Genomic DNA, 23313 nt, shown 5'->3' on the forward strand with positions numbered 1-23313 from the left:
TTTGGAAGGGTGAGGGGATGTCCTTTCAGAAAAGTTGAATGATCAGCAAGCTGATCTTTTCAACTTTTCTTCCAAGGAAGCGCCCTCCCTGATCCTTCCTCACATCCTTATTCTAAATAAGCCCTTTTTCTTTAAGTTCAGCAATTTTCTCTTCGGAGTAACCTAGGAGGTCGCCATAGACTAATTCATTATCTTGACCCATGGCTGGAGCACCCCGCCAGACTTTCCCTGGGGTTTCGCTCATGTGTGGCACCACCCCGAAGGCAGTGACTTCTTCGCCACTGGTTTGGTCGGTATAGGTCACGAAGTTGTTGCGGGCCTTGAAGTGCTCGGAATTGAGGGCATCTGAGGCCTTGTTCACCTTGGAAGCCGGTACCCGGTGAGCGTTTAGGGTGTCTTCGATTTCCTTAGCGGTCCGTTGACTACACCATTCTTTAATCTTTTGGTCGAGCTCTTGGCCACGTTCAGACATCACGGCATCTACCCCGTTACCAGCGACTTCATAGGCGAAGTATTCCTTGTCGAAGCCGACTGCTTCAAGGAAACGGTTATAAACATTGCGTCCAAAGGCACCAACCACCACGTATTCCCCGTTCTTGTCGAAGAAGAGGCCGTAAGGTTGGAAGGCCGTGGTCTTGTTACCGGTCCGTTCCTTGTCTTCCCCATTCTCGGTATAGGTCACAAAGGTATCACAGAGGATCCGGGCCATGGCTTCATATTGGGCCACATCCACCACTTGGCCTTTACCAGTCTTTTGGGCGTGGATATAAGCCGCTAGGACTCCATAAGTCGCGTTTAGAGCAGACACATAGTCGTTGAGATAAGGTTTCACGACCATTGGGGCCCCATCCGGTTCCCCGTTCAAGTTCAAGAAGCCACCGTAAGCTTGGCCGATCATGTCAAAGGAGGCCCGTCCGGAAACCCCTTCTTCGCCACCAAAGGCTTCTTGGCCGAAACCAGAGATGTGGCAGATGACGAGTTTTGGATTAGCTTCTAACATTTCATCATCGTCAATGCCTAATTTCTTCAACCACACCATATTGTCCATGAAGATATCGACTTCTTTAATCAAGTCGAGGAAAACTGCCTTGGCGTCTTCATTGTTGAGGTTGGATTCTAGGGTAATACTTAAACGGTTCCGCGCGTCTTGCATCCAGCCGTTAGACACCTTGGTTTTTTTAGAGAAAGGCGCCAACATCCGCAGCGAGTCCCCCATACCGGGACGTTCGATTTGAATAAATTCAGCCCCTAAGTCGGCTAAGAGGTTACCGACATGTGGCATGGCCACAATGGAACCTAAACCGAGGATTCTCACGCCATGTAAGGGACCGTATTCAGGAATTAAGTCTTTACGAGTTTCAGTCATGCTTTATCTTCCTCCTTGAATGATTTTTTCTTTTTAGAATGATTAGGCTAGGTCAAAAATCCTAGTCTCTTTTCAAACGTGTTCCAGTCACACTCTATTAAACGTGTTCCGGGTGCAGATCGATCTCTACTTCACTAAAGCCCAAGAAATTCTTTTCAAGAATTTTTGTTCTTTAGTTCCAGTTGCTATAGCTGTTCGAAGCGTCAGCGAGTTACAGATATAGTATGCGTAGCTCTATCGATCTTTGACGCCCCCGTCACACTCTCTTAAAATGTGTTCCAAGCGCTGAGCAAGCGTCCGCTTCACACAGGGTGTGAGACTTGGCGCTGAGGCTTGGATGATTGGAGCAAGTCAGAATAAAAGCGAAACATTCGCTTGTTTCTAACTTGTGAAATCACTCCAAGTCTGCCAAGGCGAACCCAACTAAAAACTGGTAAGGCTCAGTCTAGTTGAGTTCATACGCCAGACTTGAAGTTGCTTCAGAAAATTCCAACACACAGGTTTCTGTGCTTATGGTATTTTCCTCCAGCAATTCAAGTCTTTGACGGCGTCCTCACATCCTTATAACTGAGCTTATTCCAGTTTTCTCCAGCGATTTCGTCCTTTAATGTGACTGTCACACTCTCTTCTTTAAATTTTCTTGTCAGCTAAGGCGTCAATAACTTCATTGGCTTCTTGGAAGATGGATTCGATAATTTCTTTGACCGGGCGGACTTCATGGATTAAGCCAGCAATTTGCCCGTAAGTCACGATTTCTTCCTTCACATCACCGTCTGCAGCAGCCTTGGTGAGGGATGGAATGGTGTAGGCCTCAATGCCTTTAACATCTACATCAGGATCCATATCCATGTCGTGGTGTTTCTTGGCGGCAGCGTTCTTTTCAATCCGGATCGGAGCCCCGGTCATGGAGCCTGACACAAAGGTCGCGGTGTCGTTTGCGTCCACGATAGCTTGTTTGTAGTTGTCATGGATTGGCGCTTCGTTTGAAGCCACGAGGACAGTTCCGACTTGGACGCCGTCAGCACCTAGGGCATAGGCAGCCGCTAAACCGTGGCCGTCCGCGATCCCACCTGCTGCAATGACAGGGACATGGTCAACCGCTTCAACGGCTTGGCGGGTTAGGGTCATGGTGGTGGCTTGACCCACGTGACCTCCTGCTTCCATCCCTTCAACGACTACGCCGTCCGCGCCAGCATCTTCTACCTTGCGGGCTACCCGGGCGCTTGGCACCACTGGGAAGATCTTAGCGTCAGCTTCATGAATCATGTCGATGAAAGGCACCGGGTCCCCCGCACCGGTAGTAAAGAATTTCACACCTTCGTCAATAAGGACTTCAAGAACTTCTTTAGCGTTACCAGAAATAATAGCTACGTTGGCTCCAAAAGGTTTGTCGGTTAATTCCCGGGTCTTTTGCACCGCTTCACGGATCTTGGCTTCGTCTTTCATCCCAGCGGTCATTAGGATTCCCATCCCACCGGCATTGGAGACTGCAGCGACTAGTTCTGGACGGGAAATTCCTCCCATGGCCCCACAAAAGATTGGGTATTTAATTCCTAACATTTCACATACATCGGTCATTGACATTTCCTCCTTAGGTTTTTCTAATATAATTTTTAATTTAATTAACTATTTTTAAGCTTACTTACCTTGAAAATGAACCTCTTCCTTATTGACAAAGCCCTTGATGGCTTGCTTGAAGTCCTCGGTTGTGGAAAGATATGGGATATTGACCGCTTCACTGAGGCCAAATTTAGCCAAGTCTTGGTAGAAGAATTCATTCATGGCTGCTTTTTGTCTAGCTAAGGCCAGGGTTGGCCGGTTCTTCAAGAGTTCGATAAATTCAGCGACGGTAGCTTCAAAGTCTTCCGGACTAGCTAAACGGGTCACTAACCCCCAGTCATTAGCTTCTTGGGCGGTAATGACTTGACCTAGCGCCATGATCTCATAGGTCCGACTAAAGCCCAAAGACAGTATCAAGGAATAAATCAAGCCCGTGTCGCCACTTAAGCCAATATTGGAGAAAGCCGGCACGATCTTAGCCTTGTCGCTCATGATCCGAAAATCACAGGCCATGATAATCCCCGCTGCTCCACCAGCTACGGTCCCGTGAACGGCTGCCACAACTGGTTTAGAGACACTGCGGATGGCTTGGGCAATTTCATTGGCCCGGTAGATGTCCGTGGAAGCAAAGGACTGGCCTTGGTCAACCATGTCATTCATCCACTCCATGTCTCCGCCACCCGAAAACAGCTTGCCCTTGGCGCGCAGGACGACCACCCGAACGTCAGGTTCAGTCTCCACACGGCGAAAAGCGGCCACTAAGTCCTTGATCATCCCTTGGTCCATGCCATTAGCACTGTCGGGACGATTCATGGTAATGGTCGCCACTTGCTGATCAATTTCATAAAGTAAATTGTCAAACATCGTCCAGCTCCTTTCTCGTCATTAAACTTTTTTAGTGAAAAATATTCATAATTAAGCTATAGTGATAGTCGTTAGAGGAAAAACTAGATCTTGTCTTTATCTATAAGTTACAGCTAAATGGAAGCGGTTACTGTTCCTCTTGTGATTAATCATACAATATTTGATTGGAAAAATAAATTGAAATAATTTCTGCTATTAATGAATATTTTTCAATGATTGAAAGGATCCCGACCATGAAAGAACTTAACTGGCAGCACCTGACTTACTTTATCAAGGTAGTCGAATGCAAAAGTTTGACTAAGGCAGCTGCCCAACTCTACCTGTCTCCCTCCACCCTGTCCAAGGCCATTACCAAACTGGAAAAGAAGCTCCGCATCCCGCTCATTGTGAAGTCTGGCCGCGACATTCAAATCACCTACGCCGGTCACAAGCTGGCTCAACGCCTGGTTCAAGGGATGACCTATATTACCGATAGTATTCGCGAGGTCCAAGAGGAACTGGCCCAGACCAGCGATAGCTTGTCCTTGTCCTCATCCAATCTCTTTTCGACGACTTACTTTGTTATCCCTGAACTGCTCAAAATCTTTAAGGAAAAATACCCCCAAACCGCCATCAACTATACCGAGGTTCTCAGCCAGGAAGTGGTCATGGGCGTCATGGACGGCAGTTACGACCTGGCCTGCCTAAGCGGTGAAGAATTCGACCCCGCTTATCCAGGATTAAAAAGTATTCGTCTGCTTAAGGAACGTCTAGGTATTTTGGTGCCAAAAGACCATCCCCTGGCTAAATATGACTCCATCACTTTCAAGCAAATTCAAGGGGAAACTTTCTTCCGCACCTATGATTCCGAGCACCTGCGCCACCTGGCCATGGAGAAGTATGGGCGCTCAACCGGGGATATCCACTACAATGACATCAACATCCGCCACAAGGTTATGAACGACGCCTCCATCATCTCCCTGGTCCAATCCGGCTTTGGCATTAGTCTAGCTACCAAGTCTGCCAGCCAGACTTATCCCCAGGTCAAATACTTAGCGGTCCGAGATATGGAACTGTACCGGGAAACCTACCTCATTTACAAGGCCAAGGCCCAACTCAATCCCGCGGCCAAAGACTTTATCCAACTCTTCAGTCAGAAAAAAGACCCGCTCACTCAGTCAATTAGTTATTAAAAAAGCGCTGACTCACGGGATAATCCCGACACGGCGCTTGATTAACTAATTTTCATTTACGGTCCCTTACTTTTTCTGTTGATGACTAATTTTTCAAATTTATTTAGTAGCTACGAGCAGTAGTGACGCTTTGAATTTGGGCGTTAGCCATGAATAAGCAAGCGATGTGAAATACGGCTAGTAGGCATCAGCCGTACTAGCCGTTTGAAGCTCGCTAGGTGAGGGACCTTGACCCGAACCGGTGCCATGGCTTTTCAACGCCAAAAATTCAAAAGCAGAACGAATGCTCATATCTACTATCTATTTATTAAATAGTCCAGAACTTGGTCATGGATCTTGGGATAGGCCATCAGGACATATTGACGGTCGAGTAGATTCAGGGGCTGGCCTTTAAAATCGGTCACCTTAAAGCCGCAAAGGTCTGCCAGGATTAAGGCCACCGCATTATCCCAAGGGTAGAGGTGGTTGAGGTAAAGGCCCGTCCGTCCTAGAGCTAGGTGGACCACATCCAAACCCGCACAGCCAAAAATTCTTAAGCCCAGGCTGGCTTTAGACAGCTGATAGAGGCCGAGGTCACCATCTAGGGGTAAAGCCTCAGTAGACATGAGGACTTGGTCCAAGCTGACATCTGCCAAAGCTTGTTGCCGCTCCAGATCCAGAGGCTGACCATTTAAATAGGCGCCCTCTTGAGCCAGAGCTAAAAGCGACTGACCCGTATCCAAGCCATAGATCAGCCCCACTTGGCCAACCCCATCTACGTAACGAGCTAACATGGTCACATAATGGGCCCGCTGCTTAACAAAATTGAGCGTGCCGTCAATAGGATCAATGATCCACACCGCCCCGTCCAGGGATTGGGCCTGGTCCCCTTGCCCCTCTTCTCCAAGGATGCGGTCGTTGGGAAAGTGCTTTTTAATTTCTTGGCGGTAAAAGCGTTCCAGTTCACCATCTAAAACCGTCACCAGGTCGCGGGCACTTGTCTTTTCCTTGACTCTTAGGTCTTGGTTTAGACCAGCATCGACTTGGACCTTAGCTTCTTCTGCCCAGCTGACCATGAGCTTGGCAATCTCTTTGTTTTCCATAGTTATTCCACTTTCTAAACAGCGTCTGACAAAATGTCTTCAGTCTAATTTTTAACTAACTAGAAACAAAAAGCGCCAGTTACTCTAAAACTGACGCTATTTTTTCAATAAAACCTTATTCTGCTTCTTCAATCATCTTTAAAATCACTGGTTTTTGTTGGAGGCCGGCTTTACGGCTGACTTCTTCGCCGTCTTTAAAGGCGATTAAGGTAGGATAGCCTTCAACGCCGTATTCTTCAACTAAGTCAGGGTTTTCTTCAAAGGAAATTTTGATGATGGAGAGGTCCTCCCCCTTAGTCTTGCCCACATCGTCTAAGATAAAGGATAACATCTTGCAAGGACCGCAAGTTTTGGAGTAAAAATCGACCAAAACGGTCCCATTTTGTAAATCTTCTTTGAAAGTCTCTTTGTCTAATTCTTTGATCACTCAGGGTCACTCCTTATTGATTAATTTACTTATACTCTAGCATAAAAGCAGCGACTTTGACTTATTCGTACTTGCCTTCTGCCCGTAATTTCTTGATATAGCCACTGGCTTCTTGGGCTGCGGTCGCACCGTCTGAAGTAGCGGTAACAATTTGCCGTAAGAATTTACTATTGGAGTCTCCCGCGCCATAGATGCCTGGGACAGCAGTTGCCATATGGGCATCGGTTTCCACATAGCCGTGGGACTCGGTAATGCCTAAGTCTTGGATAAATTCGGTACTTGGCACCGCACCGATGTATTCAAAGACCCCATCACATTCAACGACTTGTTCGTTTTCGCCGCTTTCCTTATCCGCAAATTTAACCCCTTTGAGGCTGCCATCTTCATTGGCTTCAAAACTTTGCACGACTTTATAAGGGTAAACTGTCACGTTGTCTAAGGAACGTAAGTAGTCACAGGAAGCTGGGTCAGCCGTCAGGTCAAAGTCGGTAACGATGGTAAGGTGGTTAACAATACCAGCTAGGTAAGTCCCCTCATCCACAGCCGAGTTCCCGCCACCGATAATCACAACATCCTTGTCACGGTATTTGGCCCCATCACAGATGGCACACCAGGAGATGGCTGAACCCTTGAATTGTTCTTCCCCAGGGATGTTTAAGGTCCGCGACCGGGTTCCGGTTGCCACAATTACCGTTGGCGCCTGGACGGTTTCTTCATCTTCGGCAAAGTAAATGGTCTTCATGACCCCATCATCAGCCACTTGAACCCGGGTAACGGTCTTGTAGTCGAAGTCAGCTCCTAAAGATTGGGTATGTTGGAACATGTCCATACATAATTCGGCTCCATTAATCTTGGGTTTACCAGGATAGTTATCGACTTCATTGGTGTTAATCACTTGGCCACCGGGAGCTAATTTATCTAACATTAATACCTTTAAATCGGCCCGTACCCCATAAATCGCTGCGGTCATTCCGGCAGGTCCGGCCCCCACAATCACTAAATCATATTGTGACATTATCTTTCCTCCTCATAGTATTTATTAATCAATCAACTGACTATCGGTAGTCAATCGAAACTTATCACTTGCTCGAAATATCACATGAGAGCGCTTTATTTCTACACCAATATTATAGCAGAAGCCCAAGTCTAGTCCTGTTGTCGCGCCAACACTTTTAGTGTAAAAGAGAAAAAGAGACCATGAAACTAAATCACAGTCTCTAAATATATTGGTCATTAAGAAAATTACAATTAACTTATTCTTCAAAGAAATGAAGAACTTGGTCGACGTCATAACGTTGTTGGTAGACAGCAGCTTGTTCCTCGTTCTTGGCTGGCTTACCGATTGCTACTGCCAGAACTGGAATATAGCGCTCAGGGTCTAAACCAAGAGTTTGAGCAGCTACCTTACTGTTATAACCAGCAATCGCATTGCCCTCATAACCATGGCCTCGAACGACTAAAAGAAGCTGCATAGCCGCCATACTAGAATCGATCATGGCATCCGCCATCAGAAATTCTCGTGAGCCATTCTCATAAAGGGGTAAGAAGGTCGCAAAGACTTCATCTAATTTTTCCTTAGTGATCCGCCCTGCTTCATAAGCCTCTTCCCAGACACGACGGTAGTTTTTGTGGGACTGGGTATCCCCAAAGATTAACACCATGGCGGAACAAGAATCAATTTGCGGATAGTTAAAGGGCATAAAATAGGATTTTAACTTTTCCTTACCCGCCTCAGTGTCAACAATCTCAAAATGCCAGGATTGTAAGTTACATGCGGAAGGCGCGGTGATGGTTTCTTTGACCATCTCTTGCAATTCTTCCCGACTAATTTTTACCTCAGGGTCAAATAGACGTACCGACCGCCGCTGCAAAAGGACATCAGAAAAATCATTATTTTTAAATGGACTCATCTTCTTCGCCTACTTTCTTTTATTTACCAGTGACACTTTCTATAATATTGCATTGTTATGTTTTTCACATAAAGAATAGCATTTTACTTCCCCCAAGTCAAAAGATTGTCTCCCTAGGAACGAATGCTCATAATATTATTTTACATAACCCATAAAAAAGTCCGCTCTTCAAGTGAAAAGAGCGGACTTTAGAAGGAGTGATTATTAGGATTTTTAAATAAACAAGTATGCGTAATTATAAATTGCTAGTAGCCAAAGAGCTTTAATCATCCACAAAGTGTAGGATTGTCTCCAAACCATAACGATCGGAATGGTCTTCCTCAGCTGGCCCGTTTTTAGCAGGCACGCCAAGGGCAACGGCCATGACAGGCAGGTAACGGTAGGGATCCAGACCGAAGGTTTCAGCGGCCTTTGTGGTATCGTAACCGGCGATGGCGTTACCTTCATAGCCATGAGCCCGGACCACTAAAAGCAGTTGCATAGCAGCCATAGCGGCATCCACGGTGGCATCATTGACTAGGAAGTCACGTGCGCCCTTTTCATAGCGGTAAAGAATTCTGGAAAAGTTATCTTCCATTGCTTCCTTAGTAATCTTACCGGCATGGTAGTCATCTTCCCAGGCCTTGCGATAATTCTTATGGGATTGGGTATCGCCAAAAATTAGGATCATGGCAGAACAGGAATCAATTTGTGGGGTGTTGAAAGGAATAAAGTAAGATTTTAATTTTTCCTTGCCCGCTTCATTATCCACAATCTCAAAATGCCAAGATTGTAGGTTACATGCGGAAGGTGCCGTCACGGTTTCTTTAACGATTTGCTTTAATTCGTCCCGGCTAATCTTGAAGTCAGGATCGAAATGGCGAACAGACCGCCGCTTAAAGACCACATCCGAAAAATCATTATTTTTTATTCCAGTCATTATCATAGCACCTTTCCCTTAATCTGAATAAAATTTATCCATGTAATTATTTTCACATAAAGAATACTCCCTTGTAGCTGCCTTGTCAAAGAGCGATAAACGATCATAGGCTGGGAAAACTACGACAATTCCGATCAAAAAATCCATAGAAAAAGAGGCTGCAACCGAAGTCACAACCTCTCTTCTTTACCATGCACTGATAACTAGTTCTCCCATAAGGAGTGAACTGATACAATTTTAACACAATTATTCTATTAAGCAAGAAAAGTGACAAAATATTAGTGACAAATGCCGATCAAAAGCCGATTAATACTGATGGCGTTAGGGGATCATTGATCCTTCCTCATATCCTTACCAAACCTGCTCCAAGCGCGAGGTGAGCTCCATTTCAGAAGTCCTTGCAAATCCTCTTTGAGGATTTACTGCGCACTTCTTCCAATGGTCTCCCCTCTTTTTGCGCTTGTCGCACTCTATCTTTTCGTGAAGGCGTCCCAGTCCTTTTTGAAGCCTTCGATGCCTTTGTCGGTGAGTGGGTGGCTCCAGAGTTTAGGGAAGATGGTGCCTGGGATGGTGGCAACATGAGCGCCGGCGAGGGCTGCGCCTTCGAAGTGACCGATGTGGCGGATGGATGCGGCGATGATTTGTGAGTCGAGACCATAGATGTCTAAGACTTCACGTAATTCAGCGATTAAGCGGAGGCCGTCTTCACCCATGTCATCAATCCGACCGATGAATGGGGAGATGTAGGTGGCTCCAGCTTTGGCGGCTAAGAGTCCTTGGGAAACGGAGAAGATTAGGGTCACGTTGGTCTTAATGCCTTCTTGGGCTAAGGTGTGGGTGGCTTTTAAGCCATCTTCGGTCATTGGAATCTTAACGACCACATTGTCCGCCCAAGCGGCTAATTCGCGGGCTTCTTTTACCATGCCTTCGTAGTCATAGCTGGTGACTTCAGCTGAAACCGGTCCGTCGACAGTTGAAGCAATGTCTTTAATGATTTCTTCAAAGTCGCGGCCTTCTTTGTTAATTAAAGATGGGTTAGTGGTTACCCCGTCACAGAGTCCCAAATCATTGATTCGCTTAATTTCATCAATATTTGCAGTATCTAAGAAAAATTTCATGATAGCCTCCTTGAAAACTAATCGCAGTGATTTTATCTATCAAATCCTAAGTAACAACGCTAATCCATTCATTTTCTTTTTTCCCAATATTGACTATTTATTAAAAGGCGTTTTTGTAGGTTTTCACCACATTGTCTAAGCTAAAGCCTAAAGCTTCCATGACTTGACCACCCTTACCGGATTGACCATAGCGGTCTAAGCCGAGGATGACACCGTGGTCACCCACATAGCGTTCCCAACCAAATGTTGCGGCCATTTCGATAGCCATCCGGTTTTTAACTTCACTTGGAAGGACGCTTTCTTTATAAGCTTGGTCTTCTTGGTCGAAGAGCTCTTGACAAGGCATAGATACTACGCGGACATCGATACCGTCTTTAGCTAGCTCTTCTTGGGCTTCCATAGCTAGGTTGACTTCGGAACCGGTCGCAATTAAGATCCCGTCTGGGGTTTGGCCTTGAGCATCCGAGAGAACATAAGCTCCGCGAGCCACGCCTTCCATAGCTTTGTCCGCGGTACCCTTGAGAACCGGGAGATTTTGCCGGGAAAGAGCTAGGACAGTTGGAGTGTCTTTAGTTTCGACGGCAATTTTCCAAGCGGCTGAGACTTCGTTACCGTCAGCGGGACGGATGGTGTTGATATTTGGCATGGCTCTGAAAGTTGCGAGTTGTTCGATGGGTTCGTGGGTTGGCCCGTCTTCCCCAACGGCAATGGAGTCATGGGTAAAGACAAAGGTTGAAGGTAAGTGGGATAAGGCCGCTACCCGCATAGCTGCCCGGAGATAGTCCGAGAAGACAAAGAACGTTCCGGCATAAGGAATTGATCCACCGTGTAAACGAATCCCGTTCATGGCAGCGCCCATAGCAAATTCACGGACTCCATACCAAATGTTGCGGCCCGCGTAATTACCGGCTTCAAAGTCACTATCGCTATCAATATAGGTATTGTTAGAAGACTTCAAGTCAGCCGACCCACCCCAGAATTCAGGGAGAGTTTGGGCAATGGCTTGGATGGCTTTTTGGCTGGTCTTCCGGGAAGCCATAGCCTCATCATTAACATCATAGCTTGGCAGGCAGTCGGCCCAGTCCGCAGGCAGTTCACCAGCATAGGCCCGTTTGTATTGGGCTGCTAAGTCGGCATAGTCGGCTTCATAGGCCTTGAATTGTTCTTGCCATGCCTCTTGAGCCTTAGCCCCGCGGTCAGCTACCCGTTCTTGGAAACGGTTATAGACTTCTTGAGGAATATCAAAGGCTTCATGTTCCCAACCGTAAATCTTAGCGGCATGGGCCCGGTCCTCTTCACCAATAGGGTTACCATGGGTCGCAGAAGTGCCTTCGTTTTCGGATCCGTAACCGATCACCGTTTTGACTTGGATGATGGTTGGTTTATTGCTTTCAGCTTTGGCTTCTTCCACAGCATTAGAAAGGGCGGCTAAGTCGCGGCCATCTTCCACTAAAATGTGTTGCCAGCCGTAAGCTTCGAAACGGCCCTTGTTGTCTTCGGTAAAGGCCTTGTCAGTTGGTCCATCTAGGGAAATATCATTGGAGTCGTAGAAGACAATTAGTTTACCTAATTGGAGGTGGCCAGCTAGGGAAGCAGCTTCGTGAGAAATACCTTCCATCAAGTCCCCGTCCCCACAGAGGGCATAGGTATAGTGGTCAACGATCTTGTAGTCGCCTTGGTTATAGATAGCAGCGTCATGGGCTTCAGCCATCGCCATTCCTACCGCATTAGCCAAGCCTTGACCCAAAGGACCAGTTGTTGCTTCCACCCCTTCAGTAAAGTGGACTTCAGGGTGGCCTGGGGTTTTCGAATTCAATTGCCGGAATTGTTTAATGTCATCCATGGTCAGCTTGTAACCAGATAAGTGTAACAAGCTATAGAGTAAGGCAGAACCGTGCCCCGCTGATAAAACAAAGCGGTCCCGGTTGGTCCAACGCGGATCACTTGGGTTTTGCACCATATGTTCAGCCCACAAAGCATAGGCCATAGGCGCCGAACCCATCGGTAAGCCTGGGTGGCCGGAATTAGCCTTGTTAATCATATCAATACTTAATATACGCACTGCATTAACAGCGAGTTCATCTGTTTGATTAAACATCATTTTCTCCTTTACTGTTATTGATTTATGCATCTTCTAAAAACAACTATATCGGACTTTGAAATCGATTTCAAGCGAATAATCAGCGAGATAATGGCCCTTACAGCGGTCATTTCTTGTACATTTGTACAGAGAATTCGTCATTTTTTCAGTCGTTTTGGCCGAGGCCATTCTTCAAACGACTTTTCACCCGACTTTAATGCTTACTTTTGTTCAAAGTGTTTGAGAAAGTCAGCTAAATTTATTTTAGAAAAATCAGAAATAATCTCATCTGCTGCGGATAAATCTTGGCTAGGATAGTCAGGATTTTCAAAACCAATGGTATAGGCCCCAGAACGGTGGGCGGCTAGACTACCATTTTTGGTATCTTCAAAGACTACGCACTCTTTGGCTGAAAGTCCTAGTTGGCGAGCGGCTTCAATAAAGATATCGGGAGCCGGCTTAGAATGGTCGACTTCTTCCCCACTAACATAGGCTTGGAAGCAATCTGACAAGCCCAATTCTTCCATAAAGTGTTCAATTTCGGCCCGTGGCGAGGAAGAGGCTACAGCTAAGGGTAAACCAGCTTGGTACAGGGACTTAACGAAGTCCACCACGCCCCTAATCGCTTTCACCCCATCACGAGCGATCATTTCATGGCGTCTTTGATTCATTTCTTGGATATAAAAAGCCACCGTTTCCGGTAATTGGCATTCGTCCTTCATCACTTGCCACATGTGTTCATGGGTCGTTCCCATAAATTGATATTGATAGCTTTCATCCTTATCAATGCCGCGGTCACGTAGCATTTGCGTCTTGGTTTCTAGGTAGGTATACTCGGAGTCAACCAGGACCCCATCCATATCAAATAATACTGCCTGCATAAGTCACCTCACTTAGTCTTGTTTAGGAAATTCGCGTCCGGAAACAAAGTAAACTTGACCGTCTTGAGCGAGTAAAACATCCTCGGTCATGCCTAAGAAGAGGCCATGTTCCACCACACCCACTAAATGAATCAGTTCATCGGCCAGAGCCTTAGGATCTTTGATCGCTTCTAAGTGCAGGTCAATAATATAGTTATCATTATCGGTATGGAAGAGGTCGCCATTTTCCGTTTTTCGCATAGTCGGTTGGTAACCCTTGTCTTCAAAGTGTTTGAAGAGGTGTTGGTGGCCGTTTTTAATCACTTCAACCGCTAGGGGAAAGGCGCCTAAGTGGTCGACGTGTTTACGCTCTTCGGCGACCCAAATAATCCGTTTACTGTAAGTTGCCACGATCTTTTCTTCTAAGAGAGCACCGCCGCCCCCCTTAATGCCGTCAAAGTCGTCGGTAAATTCATCCACCCCATCGATGGTTAAGTCGACAGCATCCACTTGGTCAATGGGGAGCACTTCAATCCCCAGGGCCTTGGCTTGGTCAATGGACTTGATCGAGGATGACACCGCCTTGAGGCTTAAGCCTTCCTCTTGAACCCGTTTACCCAATTCATCAATAAAGTACCAGGCCGTTGACCCAGTTCCTAAGCCCACCACGCTATGGTCTTCTACCAGATAGGCTGCTTGACGTCCAACTAATTCTTTATTATCCATTTTCTATGTCCTCCTTTTTGCTTCCATTATACCTATTTTTCCTTGAATGTATAAGAATGACACCGATTTCTCTGGGAATTCCATGCCAGACTTTGATCGAGTCCCTGTGACCACTTTGTCAAAGCAAAAAAGGGAAATACCCTAACAATATTTCCCTAATTTGTATTTATTCTTAAGCTAATTGTGCTTGACTTAAAAAGTCATAGACCGCTTCCATATTTTCACATACGGGAATAGCCTCATCAATATCTTCCGCCTTCTTGTGATGGACGTTCAAAAACAAGCCCTGCCAGCCTGCCTTAGTGGCCCCCATCATATCCGCTTCGTAATTATCGCCAACATAGAGAGTTGTCGCTGGATCTAAATCTAAAGACTCTTCCACTTTTTGAAAAATCTCTAAGGCTGGTTTAGCGGTCCCCATCTGACTGGAGATGAAAATATTCTTGTCATTGAAATAATCTTCCAGCCCTAATAAATCAACCTTATGGGCTTGTTGGGCCGGGCCATTGGTCAGAAGGAACTGCTTAAGGCCAGCCTTTTGAAGCAGGTCTAAGCAGTCCTTGGCGCCGGGGCGTAAGACAATATCCTCTTTGGCTTCTTCATATTTTTGATTGAAGAGGATGGCATCCTGCTTCTTAATGGTAAAACCAAATTGGGCATAGGTCATCAAGACCCGGTTATTGCGGTATTGGTCCACTGATGCCTGTCCATCGGTATAGCGGCGAAATTCAATATCACTATTCATTTGATAGAAATAATTAAAGGTCTCAAAACCAATTCCGGTTTCTACCACGTTTTCTTCCATATACTGGTAAACGGCTAAATAGGGTAAATTACGGTCATATAAAGTATCATCCAAATCCCAGCCTACTGCTTGAATCAAGGAACTCATCCTTCCCTTTTATAGTTAGCAAGTGAAGCGAGGGAAAGCCTGCCAATCTTCAAAAGAAAAGCCGCCTCCTGGGCGACCTCTTACTTCCATCGCTTCATCTTAGTTTGTTTTCTTCCTAAAATCGATTTTAACATAAAGTCGATAAAGTACCAGATGAAATCCCATAATGTAGCGTTTTCATTGGTTTACAAAATAAAAACAGGAGCCTATCAATCATTTGAAGCTCCTGTTTTTCCCCTTTGATTAAAAACTACCCCTTCACCGCTTCCGCCGCCTTCTGTCCAGCTAAGCGGCCAAAGACAATAATTTCAGCGATGGAGTTCCCGCCGATCCGGTTAGACCCGTGCAAGCCACCCACGACTTCCCCGCAGGCGTAGAGTCCAGGAATGTAGCCAGTGCCATCTGTCTTAAGGACCCGACCGTCTTGGTCAATGCTTAAACCACCCATAGTGTAGTGGACCCCTGGCGCAATTTCAATGGCATAATAAGGGGCTTGGTCAAGGGCATGTAAACCGGTTGTGCGCCCGAACTCGTCTTTGCCTTCAGCGATACCTTGGCTATAGTCTGCCACAGTTTGAGCCAGTTGGTCTGCTGGCAAACCGATCTTTTCAGCTAATTCAGTTAAATCGTCTCCTTCAGTTACATAACCCTTGGCAGCGTAGAATTCAATCGCCTTGGCCCGGTCACGCACCCCTTGGTCAAAGATCAAGCGGGCCTTGTGGTCAGGAAGGTCGGTAATAGCCTGGGAAACCACATCCCGGGTTCCTAATTCATTGGTAAAACGTTGGCCTTGACCGTCAACCAAGATGGCTCCTTCACCGCGGACCGCTTCCCCGATTAATATGCCTTCCTCTTGGTGAACAGTAGGATGGACTTGGATTTGGTCCATATCAACCGTGCCAGCGCCGAGTTCTTGGGCCATCAAGATCCCGTCTCCCGTAATTCCTGGGCCAGAAGTCGTCACATAACCAGCCAACTCTGGACGAGCGGCTTCAACCAATTTGGCATTGGCCCCAAAACCACCGGCCGCAATAATGACGGCTTGGCCTTGGACTTGATAATTTTCTCCATCAACGGTCACTTTAACGCCTTTCACTTGGCCCTGGTCGACCAAAATTTCTTGGACATCAGCCTGGGGTACCACAGGAATCTGACGTTTTTCCAGATTGGCTTTCAACCCTTTAACCAAGTAACCGCCTACCGCCGAACCATCATGGGGACGGTGGGTGCGGGCCTTGGACATGCCGCCAGTAATGGTCAAGTTATCCAGCACAATCCCTAAATCAGCCAACCAATCAATAGCTTGGGCCGAATGATCGACAAAATAATGGAGCAGGTCTTGGTGATTGGCCCCGTGTCCCCCTTTGAGCGTTTCTTCAAAGAAGTCTTCCTTCTTATCATCCACGCCAGCCGCCTTTTGGTAGCTGGTCTCACTGGCATTCATCCCGCTGGAAGCCTTATTGGTATTACCACCGATTTTTTCGGTTTTTTCAAAGATGATAGTCTCGAGCCCCAGGTCATGGGCGGTAATGGCAGCAGTCATCCCCGCGCCCCCGGAACCGATAATAATCACATCGTAAGCATCTTTTATCTTAGCCATGTTTTTTCCTTTCACTTAAGAGCCAAAAAAAGCAACCCATCCCTCATTGGACAGGCTGCTGCATAAAACCCTAGTATGTCTTAAAAGCGCGGTTTCTCTCCCGGAACATTATCAAAGCCCCCGGCGGCGAGAAACTCATTATAAAGAATACGACGGACATCATCCTCAGTTAATTGCTTACTTTCATGGGTTACGTCCTTAGGTTCATTATAAATTTTATAAATCATCTGGATACTATAGCCATCATCGAGATAATCCTTAATATCCAGTAAACGGTCCACATCATTCAAGGAATACATCCGCCGATTGGTGTCGGTGCGGTGCGGGGCAATTAACTTTTGCTCCTCATAATAACGAATTTGACGTGCGGTGAGATCGGTTAACTTCATCACTGTCCCAATCGGAAAGACCGCCCGTGACCGCCGTAATTGTTTCTCTGCCATATCTAAAACCCCACTTTCTTTTTTACCTCTTAGTAGTTTCTGTCATGAATATGTTACTTTATCTCACATAAAAAGGCAAGTTCCTTGCCCTTTTATCTTTTATTCACTTGTCGATAAAATATTACTTAATGTTCAGCTTGATAGTCTTTAATGGCTTGAACCAGGTTTTTGCCAGCTTGCTCAATTAAGGCCGGATCAGTCCCCAAGTTAATGCGAATATGGGTATCATTGGCTTTGGTTGGCCAATAAGTATGGCCATAGTTTACCGCTAATTTAGCCTTATCTTGGACCACATGTTTCAAGTCCTTGCTTGGCACGTAAGCGCCCAGGTCAATCCACATCAGATAAGTCGCTTCCAAGTTAGCAACCTTGATTTCCGGGAGAGCCTCTGTGAGGATGTCGCGCAAGTTTTGGTAGTTTGAGTAAATAATTTCTTTAATGGTCTCGAGCCAGTCTTCCCCGTGACGGTAAGCCGCTTCTAAGGCCAGGTAGCCTGCTGGCGAGCCTGGATTGTTCAAGTGCAACTTGTCATAGAAGGCTTGAATTTTGGCCCGTAAGTCTGGGTCACGAACAATCATTAGGGAATGGCTGAATTGGGCCAAGTTAAAGGTCTTAGACCCCGCAGTCAGGGTAATCACTTGGTCAAAGTCTTGGTCTTGAGCCACTTTATCGATGGCGATATGATGATGGCCTTCCCAGACAAAGTCGCGGTGGATTTCATCAGAAATCAGTAAGACATCATATTGCTTACAGAGGGCGACCACTTGCTTGAGTTCTGCTTCCGTCCAGACCCGGCCAGTCGGATTTTGCGGGGAACAGAAAAGCAGAGCCTTGATATCGTCTTCCTTGAAAGCTTTTTCCAAGGCTTCAAAATCGATGGTGTAGCCCGTATCATCGTCACCTAAGAGGTCTTGCATGACCAGGGTGCGGTTGGCTTCTTCAACCACGGTCCGGAAGGGATTGTAGACCGGATTTTGGATCAGGACCTTATCTCCTTCATTTAAAAGTGCTACGAGGACATAGGCAATCCCGGTGCAGACTCCTGGGGTATAGAAATACCAGTCTTTTTCGGTGTCATAGTCGAAATGCTTCTTGGTCCAGTCAATAATAGCTTGGTAGTATTCGGGACGCACAGGGGCATAGCCGTATTGGTTTTGTTTCACATAGGCGTGGAGAACTTCTTTAATTTCCGGTGCGGTAGCAAAGTCCATGTCCGCAATCCACAAAGGAATCAGGTCAGAGTCCCCAAAGCTGTTCTCTAACTGCCCCCATTTGGTGGTTTGGGTCCCTCTTCTATCTACAATTAAATCTGCTTTATTCATCAAATTCCTCCCTTTCCCAGTCTTTTCTATAAGTGTAGCATAGATTAGCGGCTGAACTGCTCGCTGACCCCTCGCCCGCCATATTAAAAGCTGATCACTAGCTATCCCTAAAAGCGATAACTGATATAAAAAGACTTCCACTGGATAGAAGCGGAAGCCATTTGAATTCGCTGATAATAATTTTTTAGGGGCCAAAGATCAGCGTTCCCACAAACCAGAGAATACCAAAGGAAAAGATCAAACAGAGATTACCGAGAAAGTACCACAAGCGTTTGTGGTAGAGGGACAGGAGTCCGCCAACTAGCCCTAAGGCAGGACAAATAAAGATGGTGGCATAGGCTAAGGGGCGCATGGTAGGGCCGAATAAGTCAGGCAGTAAAATAGACAGCAATAGAACCAAGATTCCCAGCCAAAAACAATACTTGTGGCCAGAATGAAGCACTTGTTTAAACATCTTGTCACCTCTAGTCAAGGATTTGGATAAATTATTATAGCCAATTATCAGGAGAAAGGGAATAATTTTTAACTTGATCTCTCACTTCACTGAGGCTATAAGCCCTCCCCTCTTCTAAACCAGCAAAGCTCTGACTAATTTCAGATTGCAATTCTTCCAGAAGAGCTTCTCGCTCCTTATCAGCACTACGTTCAAAAGCTAGAGTATCCTTTCCTATTCTATCCATAAGCTTCCCCTCCTTTTTTCTTATTATAAGACAAACAAGTATGAAATCATTTATAAAAACAAAGAAAAAACCAAGTCCCCTTAAAGAGCAACTTGGCTTTTCTCAATTAGTCATATTTTTCAAAGTTAAGGCTTTGGGCGTTGACGGCACAAATCACCGTCGAGAGCGACATGAGAATCCCTGATAGGGCAGGGCCTAAGGTCAGGCCAATGGGTGCTAGTAGACCAGCGGCTAAGGGGATGGCGAAAATATTGTAGCCCGCTCCCCAGGCCAGGTTTTGCTTGATCTTGGTATTGGTAGCTTGGGAGAGACTCAGGCTGTTCAAGACATCCTTCAATTGGCTTTCCACTAGGATAATATCGGCCGAATCCATGGCCACATCAGTCCCGGCACCGATAGCCACTCCCACTTCAGCTTGGGCTAGAGCGGGCGCATCATTGACCCCGTCACCCACCATCATGACTGACTTGCCTTGGCTTTGCAGGCTTTGAATGGCTGCGGATTTTTGGTTGGGGAGGACTTGGCTAAAGACTTGGTCTAAGCCGATTTCCTTAGCTACCGCTTGGGCAACTTGGTCGTTGTCCCCGGTTAACATCACGGCCTCAATGCCTTGCTTGTGGAGGACTTGGATCACTTCCTTGGCTTCGGGACGGACTTGGTCAGAGACCGCTAAGGCACCAATGACCTGGTCTTCCTTAATGACAAAGACCACAGTTTTGGCTTGGCTGGTAATGGATTCTAATTGGTCTTGGTCATAGTTATAACCTGCCTCGCGGGTGGCTTTCGGGCTAAGGATTTTGACTAAATCGCCATCCACTTCTCCTTCTAAGCCAGCCCCGCTGTGGTTTTGATAGTTGTTGACCGCTTGTAAGTCCAAGCCTTTTTCCTTGGCCGCTTTAACAATCCCCTTAGCAATGGGGTGTTCGGATTGGGCTTCCAAAGAAGCGGCTAGGGCGAGAATTTGGTCTTCACTGACCTTAGCGATTGGGTAAACTCCGTCAACCGCAAATTCACCCTTGGTTAGGGTACCAGTCTTATCGAAAACCACCGTGTCGACTTGATAAGCTTGCTCAAAAGGAATCCGGTTTTGGACCAGGAGACCTGAGCGAGCCGCTAGGGAGGTCGATTTAGCGTTGACCAAAGGAATGGCCAGGCCGAGAGCATGGGGACAAGCAATGACAAAGGTGGAGACCATAAATTGAATGGCAGTTGAGGCCGTAGTCAAGTTCCACCAAATCACTAAGGCAATAATCCCGACCCCAAAGGCAATGTAGAAGAGCCAGGCTGCTACCCGGTCCGCCAAACTTTGGGCCTTGGATTTTTGGGCTTGGGCGCCTTTAACCAGGTCAAGGACTTGGTTGACGTAAAAATCATTACCAGCTTTAGCGACCCGGACTTGGAGGGCGCCGTCGCCATTAATGGTTCCGGCAATGACCTCATCACCATCATCCTTAGCCACAGGCACCGATTCCCCGGTAATGACTGCTTCATCCAGAGTGGAATGACCGCTAGCAATGGTCCCGTCCACAGCCACCTTTTCCCCCGGGCGGACGAGGACGAGGTCATCGACTTGTAATTGATCGATTTGAACCACTTCAATCTCCCCATCAGCCGTGATCCGACTGGCTTCATTAGGGAGGAGATTGGCCAGGGATTCCAAATCATCATTGGCCCGCATTTGTGACTTCATTTCAATCACATGGCCCAGGAGCATGATCAGAATCAGGGTAGCCAGTTCGAAGTAATAATTCATGCTGGCATCGAGGAAAAAGGTGGTCATGACACTATATAGATAGGAAGACACAATCCCCAAAGTAATCAGGAGCATCATGCCCGGTTGTTTGTTTTGAATTTCCATCCAGCCGTGCTCTAAGAAAGGTTTACCCCCATAGAAGAAGACGATGGTCCCTAAGATAAATTCGATCCAGCCTTGGCCGGGAAAAGTAATGGAATAATTAAAAATCATCATCAACATGGGCGATAGGACCGCAATCGGGAGAGTGAGCACCAGGACCACCCAGAACCGTTGCTTCATATCGTCCATCATGCCCATGTGGTGGCCACCATGCCCTTCGTGACCGGCGTCATCGTGACAGGAAGCCGCTCCATGGCTCTCGTGATCAGCCGCTTGACTATGGTCTACTTGTTCATAAGTCTCATGGCTAGGGCAGCCGTCTTGTTGACAGGTACATGCGCCCCCTTGCCGGCAAGCATGCGGACAAGCATTTAAACAAGCTGTTGCCATTTCATTCATCCTTTCTTTCTTGGTTGATTCAATCATTTTATACTTCATTTATCCGTTGACTACATTTGTAATCAAGTTACATTGCTAGTATAAGAGCACCCGCTTAAAATTGCAAGTCCTTCTGCTCGCAAGATGAATGAAATAATAAAAAAACCGCCTACTTTTTCAGTAGACGGTTCTTTTATTATCATCAATTGTTTATTGGGTGACAATTGATTGACAGGTTTTTAAAGGATGATTTGAAAAAACGGACTTAGTTTTTTGCGCTTGTCGCTCTCTGTTAGTTGAGTTCGAACGCCAGACTTGAAGTCGCTTCAGAAAATTCCAACGCACAGACTAGCTGTGCTTATGGTATTTTCCTCCACCGATTCAAGCCTTTGACGGCGTTCTCACATCCTTACAGTTGAGCTCGGAAGGGTGAGGGGATGTCCTTTCAGAAAAGTTGAACGATCAGCAAGCTGATCTTATCATCTTTTCCTCCAAGGAATCTCCCTCACTGATCCTTCCTCACATCCTGTACAAACCAGCTCCAAGCGCAGAGCAAGCGTTCATTTCAGAAAACGCCGACAAATTCTCCTTGAGAATTTTTACGCATTTTTTCTTCCAATGGTCTTGCTCTTCTTTGCGCTTGTCGCACTCTGTTATTTTTCAGGGACTTCGACGATCCAGCCTTCTGGGGCTTCGATGTCTCCGTATTGGATACCCACTAACTCATCGTAGAGTTTTTGGGTGATTGGTCCAACTTCTTTGTCAGAGTAGAACTTGAAGGAACGGTCGCCGTGGTCAATCCGTGACACTGGAGAAATTACGGCAGCGGTTCCCATGGCACCAGCTTCAGCGAAACGATCTAATTCATCCACGTAAACGTCGCCTTCTTCAACCTCTAAGCCTAAACGTTCTTTAGCTAAGTGGATGATGGAGTATTTGGTGATGGATGGGAGGATTGAAGGTGATTTTGGTGTCACAAACTTGTTGGTATCTTTTTCGATCCCGTAGAAGTTTGCGGAACCGACTTCTTCAATCTTGGTATGGGTGGCTGGGTCTAAGTAAACCACGTCACCATAGCCGGCTTTCTTCGCTTTTTCACCTGGTAAGAGTGAACCACCGTAGTTCCCACCAACTTTAGAAGCACCAGTCCCGTAAGGAGCGGCACGGTCGTACTTGCTGGTGACAAATGGCATTGGTGCTAAACCATCACGGTAGTAAGGTCCTACTGGCATGGTGAAGATAGTAAAGATATATTCCTTAGCAGGGGAAACACCAATGTTGTCGCCTACCCCAATTAATAATGGACGGATATACATCGAAGCGCCTGACCCATAAGGTGGGACGTAGTCAGCGTTGGCTTGAACTGTTTTGACAACCGCTTCAACAAATTTTTCTTCAGGATAAGCTGGCATCAACATTCGTTCGGCGGAGTTAGCCATCCGTTTAGCGTTTTGGTCTGGACGGAAGAGTTGGATCTGACCATCTTTACGACGGTAAGCTTTTAAGCCTTCAAATGCTTCTTGGCCATAGTGTAAGGCCGGAGCACCTTCAGCAATTGGAAAAGTCTTTCCCTCTTCTAAGCCTTCTTTATACCATTCGCCATCTTTCCAATAAGCACGCCAACGATAAGGAAGGTCCATATAAGCAAAACCTAAATTATTCCAATCGATATTTACAGACATTGTCATTCCCCTTTCAAAATTACAATTTTGGGCACTCGCCTGAACTGTGTTCTAAGAGCGGCGCCCATTAGTTAAGTAGACTTATAATACCTTTTTCAAAAACATTTGTAAATACTTTAGGGGTAATTTGTTTGAATTGCTCGACAATTTAAATAAAAGACAATTTTTATTTAGCATATTTTAAGACCTTTTCCGTGGCTAGGCAAGGAAAAATTTAACCTATAAAATATTTTTACAAAGGAAGTCAGACACATGCTTTCCAGTTTAAAATTCACTTAATAAAGAAGCCATAAAAATAAGCCGGGACTTGGCCCAGCTTACTTTTCAATATTTACTTGTCATCCATGAGTAAGCCGAATTCCTTCAAAAAAGAAGTT

Annotated in this window: 21 protein-coding genes; 1 reads left to right on the plus strand and 20 read right to left on the minus strand. The window is 46.2% G+C overall.

Annotated elements, in window-relative coordinates; translation table 11 throughout:
* Positions 1-112 precede the first annotated feature (112 nt).
* From DBT50_RS09110 to DBT50_RS09120, 3 genes are all read right to left on the minus strand, one after another.
* Positions 113-1366, minus strand: a complete 1254-nt coding sequence (locus DBT50_RS09110; RefSeq protein ID WP_111853426.1) for a CaiB/BaiF CoA transferase family protein — start codon at positions 1364-1366, stop codon at positions 113-115.
* Between the two features lie 630 nt (positions 1367-1996).
* Positions 1997-2950, minus strand: coding sequence for an NAD(P)H-dependent flavin oxidoreductase (locus DBT50_RS09115; protein WP_224785063.1), 954 nt, complete (start codon positions 2948-2950; stop codon positions 1997-1999).
* Between the two features lie 54 nt (positions 2951-3004).
* Positions 3005-3790, minus strand: coding sequence for an enoyl-CoA hydratase/isomerase family protein (locus tag DBT50_RS09120; protein ID WP_111853428.1), 786 nt, complete (start codon positions 3788-3790; stop codon positions 3005-3007).
* A gap of 233 nt (positions 3791-4023) precedes the next feature.
* On the opposite strand from DBT50_RS09120, the gene DBT50_RS09125 reads away from it, so the two are divergent.
* Positions 4024-4962: a LysR family transcriptional regulator gene (locus tag DBT50_RS09125; protein ID WP_181566107.1), complete on the plus strand. Its 939-nt coding sequence runs from the start codon at positions 4024-4026 to the stop codon at positions 4960-4962.
* A 296-nt stretch (positions 4963-5258) separates the two neighbouring features.
* Here the strand turns inward: DBT50_RS09125 and DBT50_RS09130 are convergent, their stop codons facing one another.
* The 17 genes from DBT50_RS09130 to DBT50_RS09210 all read right to left on the minus strand — a co-directional run bounded on the left by DBT50_RS09130 (position 5259) and on the right by DBT50_RS09210 (position 22942).
* A complete protein-coding gene (locus DBT50_RS09130) occupies positions 5259-6044 on the minus strand; it encodes an inositol monophosphatase family protein (protein WP_111853429.1) in 786 nt (261 codons plus the stop codon).
* Between the two features lie 115 nt (positions 6045-6159).
* On the minus strand, positions 6160-6471 hold the full coding sequence (locus tag DBT50_RS09135; RefSeq protein WP_111852256.1) for a thioredoxin family protein: 312 nt from the start codon (positions 6469-6471) through the stop codon (positions 6160-6162).
* Positions 6472-6532: 61 nt separating this feature from the next.
* Complete coding sequence (locus DBT50_RS09140; RefSeq protein WP_111852257.1) at positions 6533-7486, minus strand: NAD(P)/FAD-dependent oxidoreductase; 954 nt, start codon at positions 7484-7486, stop codon at positions 6533-6535.
* A 238-nt stretch (positions 7487-7724) separates the two neighbouring features.
* Complete coding sequence (locus DBT50_RS09145) at positions 7725-8381, minus strand: nitroreductase family protein (RefSeq protein WP_111852258.1); 657 nt, start codon at positions 8379-8381, stop codon at positions 7725-7727.
* Between the two features lie 262 nt (positions 8382-8643).
* A complete protein-coding gene (locus tag DBT50_RS09150; protein WP_181566108.1) occupies positions 8644-9300 on the minus strand; it encodes a nitroreductase family protein in 657 nt (218 codons plus the stop codon).
* A 470-nt stretch (positions 9301-9770) separates the two neighbouring features.
* A complete protein-coding gene (gene fsa / locus DBT50_RS09155) occupies positions 9771-10418 on the minus strand; it encodes a fructose-6-phosphate aldolase (protein ID WP_111852259.1) in 648 nt (215 codons plus the stop codon).
* A gap of 100 nt (positions 10419-10518) precedes the next feature.
* Entirely contained in the window at positions 10519-12516 is a 1998-nt protein-coding gene (tkt, locus tag DBT50_RS09160) for a transketolase (RefSeq protein ID WP_111852260.1), read from the minus strand.
* Between the two features lie 203 nt (positions 12517-12719).
* Positions 12720-13379: an HAD family hydrolase gene (locus DBT50_RS09165; protein ID WP_111852261.1), complete on the minus strand. Its 660-nt coding sequence runs from the start codon at positions 13377-13379 to the stop codon at positions 12720-12722.
* A 12-nt stretch (positions 13380-13391) separates the two neighbouring features.
* Positions 13392-14084 carry a ribose-5-phosphate isomerase RpiA gene (gene rpiA / locus DBT50_RS09170; RefSeq protein ID WP_111852262.1) on the minus strand — a complete coding sequence of 231 codons (693 nt, stop codon included), beginning with the start codon at positions 14082-14084 and terminating at the stop codon, positions 13392-13394.
* Positions 14085-14256: 172 nt separating this feature from the next.
* Positions 14257-14967: an HAD family hydrolase gene (locus DBT50_RS09175; RefSeq protein WP_181566109.1), complete on the minus strand. Its 711-nt coding sequence runs from the start codon at positions 14965-14967 to the stop codon at positions 14257-14259.
* A gap of 259 nt (positions 14968-15226) precedes the next feature.
* Entirely contained in the window at positions 15227-16576 is a 1350-nt protein-coding gene (locus DBT50_RS09180; RefSeq protein ID WP_111852264.1) for a flavocytochrome c, read from the minus strand.
* A gap of 80 nt (positions 16577-16656) precedes the next feature.
* Positions 16657-17019, minus strand: coding sequence for a MerR family transcriptional regulator (locus DBT50_RS09185; protein ID WP_060779097.1), 363 nt, complete (start codon positions 17017-17019; stop codon positions 16657-16659).
* Positions 17020-17144: 125 nt separating this feature from the next.
* The gene (locus DBT50_RS09190) at positions 17145-18341 is read right to left on the minus strand and encodes a MalY/PatB family protein (protein ID WP_111852265.1); all 1197 of its coding nucleotides are present in this window, start codon (positions 18339-18341) and stop codon (positions 17145-17147) included.
* A gap of 184 nt (positions 18342-18525) precedes the next feature.
* Entirely contained in the window at positions 18526-18795 is a 270-nt protein-coding gene (locus DBT50_RS09195; RefSeq protein ID WP_111852266.1) for a hypothetical protein, read from the minus strand.
* 34 nt (positions 18796-18829) lie between these two features.
* Complete coding sequence (locus DBT50_RS09200) at positions 18830-19021, minus strand: hypothetical protein (RefSeq protein ID WP_111852267.1); 192 nt, start codon at positions 19019-19021, stop codon at positions 18830-18832.
* Between the two features lie 106 nt (positions 19022-19127).
* Entirely contained in the window at positions 19128-21266 is a 2139-nt protein-coding gene (locus tag DBT50_RS09205; protein WP_224785064.1) for a copper-translocating P-type ATPase, read from the minus strand.
* A gap of 641 nt (positions 21267-21907) precedes the next feature.
* Positions 21908-22942, minus strand: coding sequence for a branched-chain amino acid aminotransferase (locus DBT50_RS09210; protein WP_258454718.1), 1035 nt, complete (start codon positions 22940-22942; stop codon positions 21908-21910).
* Positions 22943-23313 lie beyond the last annotated feature (371 nt).

The sequence above is a fragment of the Aerococcus tenax genome, from assembly GCF_003286645.3.
GTDB classification, from domain to species: Bacteria; Bacillota; Bacilli; order Lactobacillales; family Aerococcaceae; genus Aerococcus; species Aerococcus tenax.